The sequence below is a fragment of the Bradyrhizobium sp. genome, from assembly GCF_049691595.1.
Taxonomy (GTDB): domain Bacteria; phylum Pseudomonadota; class Alphaproteobacteria; order Rhizobiales; family Xanthobacteraceae; genus Bradyrhizobium.
Genome location: NZ_JBAVNZ010000433.1, coordinates 1 through 4,926, shown reverse-complemented (window position 1 = coordinate 4,926; position 4,926 = coordinate 1). Strand labels below are relative to the sequence as shown.

The 4,926-nt window shown below is 63.1% G+C and carries 6 protein-coding genes; 4 read left to right on the top strand and 2 right to left on the bottom strand.

The annotated features are described in order from the left end of the window. Positions 1-125: 125 nt before the first annotated feature. From serS to surE, 3 genes are all read left to right on the top strand, one after another. Positions 126-1,604, top strand: coding sequence for a serine--tRNA ligase (gene serS, locus WCE35_RS18445; protein WP_424594767.1), 1,479 nt, complete (start codon positions 126-128; stop codon positions 1,602-1,604). A 9-nt stretch (positions 1,605-1,613) separates the two neighbouring features. Beyond that, complete coding sequence (locus WCE35_RS18440; RefSeq protein ID WP_424594766.1) at positions 1,614-2,111, top strand: hypothetical protein; 498 nt, start codon at positions 1,614-1,616, stop codon at positions 2,109-2,111. 93 nt (positions 2,112-2,204) lie between these two features. Further along, positions 2,205-2,972 carry a 5'/3'-nucleotidase SurE gene (gene surE / locus WCE35_RS18435; protein ID WP_424594765.1) on the top strand — a complete coding sequence of 256 codons (768 nt, stop codon included), beginning with the start codon at positions 2,205-2,207 and terminating at the stop codon, positions 2,970-2,972. Positions 2,973-3,041: 69 nt separating this feature from the next. Here the strand turns inward: surE and WCE35_RS18430 are convergent, their stop codons facing one another. After that, positions 3,042-3,347: a GIY-YIG nuclease family protein gene (locus tag WCE35_RS18430; RefSeq protein ID WP_424594764.1), complete on the bottom strand. Its 306-nt coding sequence runs from the start codon at positions 3,345-3,347 to the stop codon at positions 3,042-3,044. A gap of 82 nt (positions 3,348-3,429) precedes the next feature. Next, positions 3,430-3,807: a response regulator gene (locus WCE35_RS18425; RefSeq protein ID WP_424594763.1), complete on the bottom strand. Its 378-nt coding sequence runs from the start codon at positions 3,805-3,807 to the stop codon at positions 3,430-3,432. A gap of 282 nt (positions 3,808-4,089) precedes the next feature. On the opposite strand from WCE35_RS18425, the gene WCE35_RS18420 reads away from it, so the two are divergent. Continuing rightward, positions 4,090-4,740 (top strand): protein-L-isoaspartate(D-aspartate) O-methyltransferase, encoded by a 651-nt coding sequence (locus tag WCE35_RS18420; RefSeq protein ID WP_424594762.1) that lies wholly within the window; start codon positions 4,090-4,092, stop codon positions 4,738-4,740. Positions 4,741-4,926: the final 186 nt, after the last annotated feature.

Genomic DNA, 4,926 nt, shown 5'->3' with positions numbered 1-4,926 from the left:
TTCCATCGCTGCTGCTCCGCAATACCGGATCGCCCGCTTTGGCGGGCGATGCGCGATGTGGTATGGACGCCCGCCGTTGACCTTCCGCATAAAGACGGAAAGTTCGCACCCGGGGCCGAGCGACCATGCACGACATCAAATCGATCCGCGACAACCCGCAAGCATTCGACGCCGCGCTGAAGCGGCGCGGGCTGGCGCCGTTGTCGGCGTCGCTGCTGGCGATCGACGAAAGGCGCCGCGCGGCGATCCTGGCCTCCGAGCAGGCACAGGCCCGGCGCAATGCCGCCTCGAAGGAAATCGGCGATGCCAAGAAGGCGAAGGACGACGCGCGCGCAGCCAAACTGATGGCCGAGGTCGCTGAACTCAAGACCTCGATGCCGGAGCTCGAGGCCGCGGCGAAAGCCGCCGACGAGCAACTGGCAAAAGAATTGGCCGCGATCCCGAATTTTCCGGCGGACGATGTGCCCGAAGGCGTCGACGAGCACGGCAATGTGCGGCGTCACGTGTTCGGCAAGATACGCAACTATGCTTTCACGCCGAAACCGCATGACGATCTCGGCGGCGCGCTCGGCTACATGGATTTCGAGGCCGCCGCCAGGCTGAGCGGCGCGCGTTTCGTGGTGCTGAAGAAGGGACTGGCGCGGCTCGAGCGCGCGATCGGGCAGTTCATGCTCGATCTCCACACCAACGAGCATGGCTATGCCGAGGTGAATCCGCCGTTGCTCGTGCGCGACGACGTGATGTTCGGCACAGGTCAGTTGCCGAAATTCGCAGACGATCAATTTGCGGCGACAAGCGGAGCGCAGAACGCGGTACCTGATGCTGCGCTGGCGCTTGTCGACGCGCTAGCCATTGTTGCCGACCAATTAAGTGTTTTTCAGGACGCCAGGGGCAGGGAGGCTTTTTTGTCGTCCGCTGAATGCCGAAAACAGATCATGGAGTGGCGCGCGGGCATGCCGAACGCCACATCCGAGCAGCGAAAGCTCTGGCTCATCCCCACCGCCGAGGTGTCGCTGACGAATCTCGTTCGCCAATCCATCCTCGACGCGAAAGAACTGCCGATGCGGCTGACGGCGCTGACGCCGTGCTTTCGCGCCGAAGCAGGTGCCGCCGGTCGCGATACCCGCGGCATGATCCGGCAGCATCAATTCACCAAGGTCGAGCTGGTTTCGATCACCACGCCCGAAACGAGCAAGGATGAGCATGAGCGCATGCTGGCCTGCGCCGAGGAGGTGCTGCGGCGGCTCGATCTGCATTATCGGGTGATGACGCTGTGCGCCGGCGATATGGGATTTGCCGCGCAAAAAACCTACGACATCGAGGTCTGGATGCCCGGCCAGGGCGACGGCGGCGCCTATCGCGAAATCTCGAGCTGCTCGGTGTGCGGCGATTTCCAGGCGCGGCGCATGGATGCGCGCTATCGCGGGCCGGACGGCAAGCCGCGCTTCGTGCATACGCTGAACGGCTCCGGCACCGCGGTCGGCCGCGCGCTGATCGCGGTCATGGAAACCTATCAGCAAGAGGACGGCTCGATCGCCGTGCCCGACGTGCTGCGGCCCTATATGGGCGGCGTGAAGGTGGTCGAACGCGACCGAATAAAGTGACCGGACGAAATGGCGCTGCATCGCGACATCCACTGGATCGGTCGGCAATGGGCCGTCACCGGGTTCGGGATGCAAGCGATCGATCAGAAGCTCGGCGGCAAATTCGACATCGAGATGGCGCGGCTGTGGGATGACGGCCTGACGGAATGCCTGCGCGAGCAAACATGGTTCAAGGCGGAGGATTTCGAAAAAGGGCTTGCGATGGCGCGCAAGCGCTACCCCGAGCCGCCCCGCAAGACCGCGCCGCCGCCGCTGCCATCGCCGGTCTTGCCGCCGAAGGCCGAGCGCGTTGTTCCGCCAGCGCCGGAAGCGCCAAAACCTGAGGCGCCAAGGGTCCCGAAGGTTGAATGGGTCGAGCCGCCGCCAAGGACGGCAGCGCCGGTCAAGCCTGAGCTTGCAAAACCAGAACCCGTCGAATTGCCGCAACCGGCGCTTTCGGAATTTCAAGCCTGGATCCCCGGCAGCGCCAGGTTCGCGCGTCCCTGGCGCGTCCGGATGAAGCGGTAGACGAGGACCGGCCGGGTTTGCCTCTGCGGCGATAGCCGGTTAAGACGGCCCCGCAATGACGAACCCGGATCGAACCAGGAGGCAGTTTGACGGATGCGAATTCTCTGCACCAACGACGACGGCATCCATGCCCCGGGCCTGAAGATCGTCGAGGAGATCGCGCGCGCGCTGTCGGATGACGTCTGGATCGTGGCGCCGGAACTCGACCAGTCCGGCGTCTCGCATTCGCTGTCGTTGAACGATCCGCTGCGCCTGCGCGAGGTCGGTCCGCGTCATTTCGCCGTGCGCGGCACGCCGACCGATTGCGTGATCATGGGTGCGCGCCACATCCTGGGCGAGAAGCTGCCGGACCTCGTGCTGTCGGGCGTCAACAAGGGCCGCAACGTCGCCGAGGACGTGGTCTATTCCGGCACCATCGCCGGCGCGCTGGAAGGCACCATTCTGGGATTGCCGTCATTCGCGCTGTCGCAGGAGTTTTCCATCGAGACCCGCGACCGGCCGTTATGGGACACCGCGCTGCAATTCGGACCGCCGATCCTGCGCAAGGTGATCGACGCCGGTGTGCCCAGGAACACGGTGATCAACGTCAATTTTCCTGCCTGCATGCCCGACGACGTCAAGGGCGTGCGCGTCACGCGGCAGGGCAAGCGCAATCTCGGTTTTCTCAAGGTCGACAAGCGCCATGACGGCCGCGGCAATCCCTATTTCTGGATCGGCTTCGAGCGCGCGGCGATGCTCGATACGCCGGCGGAAGGCACCGATCTCGCCGCGCTCGCCGCCCGTTACGTTTCGGTGACGCCGCTGCGGCTCGACCGGACCGATGAAGTGTTTTCGGAAGCGCTGACGGCGACGCTGAAATGACGCGAGCCGCAAAAACAGGCGTCATCCTGAGGTGCACGCCGACTTCGGCGAGCCTCGAAGGATGGTTGGTTAGCTCTGTTTTGGCCGCCCTGCGCGGCGACGGGACAATTCAGTCACCTTGGCCCAATCGGAGCGCACCAGTGCTTCCTTCTTGGCGCGACTCCAACCTTTGACCTGGCGCTCGGCTGCAATTCCATCAGTGATTCGGTCGAAATGTTCAGACCAAACAAGTACGACTGGCCGCCGCGAGAAGGTGTAGCCCTTGTAGGAACCAGCGTTGTGCTGATCAATGCGTCTAGCGAGGTCATCGCTGGTTGTGCTTCCAACATAATAGGAGCCGTCGGCGCAACGAAGCATATATACATATATACCCATCGACGTCGTCCTTCGAGGCTCGCAAGGGCTCGCACCTCAGGATGACGTCGATTGGTCAACTGTCAATTGGATTTCAAAGACCTTAAGCCACCGCGCGTTTCAGCGTGCTGGCGATCGCCGCAGCCAGCGTCTCCAGCTGAAACGGTTTCTGCAGGGTGGGGCGATCGCGATATTCTTCCGGCAGCCCCGACGAGCCATAGCCGGTGGCGAAAATGAAAGGGCGGTTGCGCGCCCTGATCAACGCGGCGACCGGCGTAATCAACTTGCCGTTGACGTTGACGTCGAGGATGGCGAGATCGAACTCGGTGAATTGCGCAAGCTTGATTGCCTCGCCGATTTCGCCGACTTCGGCGACGACGCTGCAGCCAAGCTGCTCCAGCATGTCGGCGACCATCATCCGGATCATGATCTCGTCTTCGACAAGAAATACAGCACAGCTCTCAGGCCGTTTCGCCGTCATGGATGGATTCCTTGCCGGCCCCCGAGACCAAACTCGCAAATAACGCCCGCATGCGCAATGTAAACATTTAGGCGATATGCTGTCTGCCGGGCTACGATCGGACGCCGTTACCGATCATGGGAGGAATACACGTCCAGGTTGTAACACCGAAACAGAGCCCCGGTTCCAGAGCGGAAACCGGGAAAAGACGGAAAAAATTCGCCATTGATGCGGCATTCCGATGGCATCTATCCGTGGGCCGATAGACGCCGGATTGCCGCCTGGAGATTTCACAAGAGCGATATGGCCGTGCCATCAGAACCGCCCGAAAAGATGATGTTTCAGCTCAACCTGCGGCGGCGCGGGATCAGCGATCAGAACGTCCTGCGCGCCATGGACGAGGTGCCGCGCGAAGCCTTCGTGCAGAGGGGCGACCGCGCCGATGCCTATCGCGACAGCGCGCTCGGCATCGCCTGCGGGCAAACCATCAGCCAGCCCTTCGTGGTCGCCTACATGACCGAGCAATTGCACGTGGGCAGGGATCACCGCGCGCTCGAGATCGGCGCCGGCTCCGGTTACCAGGCCGCGATCCTGTCGCGGCTTTGCAAGCACGTCCTGACCATCGAGCGGTACCGGACCCTGGCCGACAGCGCGCGCGACCGGCTGGAAAATCTCGGCTATCACAATATCGAGGTGATGTTCGGCGACGGCTTCGATGTCCCCGCCGGGGCCGGCAATTTCGACCGCATCATCGTCACCGCGGCGATGGAGCAAATTCCGGAAAGCCTGCTGCTGCGGCTCGAGCCCGGCGGTATCCTGATCGCGCCGGTCGGACCGCATCAGGGTACCCAGACCCTGGTGCGGGTCACGCGAACGGACGGCGGTTTCGGGCGCAAGGCGCTCGTCGATGTGCGCTTCGTGCCCGCCCTGCCGGGCATCGCCCGCGAACTCTAGACGATCGATTCCATGAAACCTGTCTTATGGGAGTTGCCCCATCGTTCGTCATTCCGGGATGTGCGCTGGGGCGATAGCCGGTCGGCGTGCAGGCCCGGAATCCATAGCCCCGTGCGGCGGTTATGGATTCTCCGATGTGCAATTGCACATCAAAGCTCGCGCAAGCCGCGCTCCGCGCGTCACACG

Coding starts and splice junctions, on each gene's coding strand:
- serS (WP_424594767.1), top strand. CDS start 126: ATGCACGACATCAAATCGATCCGCGACAACCCGCAAGCATTCGACGCC.
- WCE35_RS18440 (WP_424594766.1), top strand. CDS start 1,614: ATGGCGCTGCATCGCGACATCCACTGGATCGGTCGGCAATGGGCCGTC.
- surE (WP_424594765.1), top strand. CDS start 2,205: ATGCGAATTCTCTGCACCAACGACGACGGCATCCATGCCCCGGGCCTG.
- WCE35_RS18430 (WP_424594764.1), bottom strand. CDS start 3,347: ATGGGTATATATGTATATATGCTTCGTTGCGCCGACGGCTCCTATTAT.
- WCE35_RS18425 (WP_424594763.1), bottom strand. CDS start 3,807: ATGACGGCGAAACGGCCTGAGAGCTGTGCTGTATTTCTTGTCGAAGAC.
- WCE35_RS18420 (WP_424594762.1), top strand. CDS start 4,090: ATGGCCGTGCCATCAGAACCGCCCGAAAAGATGATGTTTCAGCTCAAC.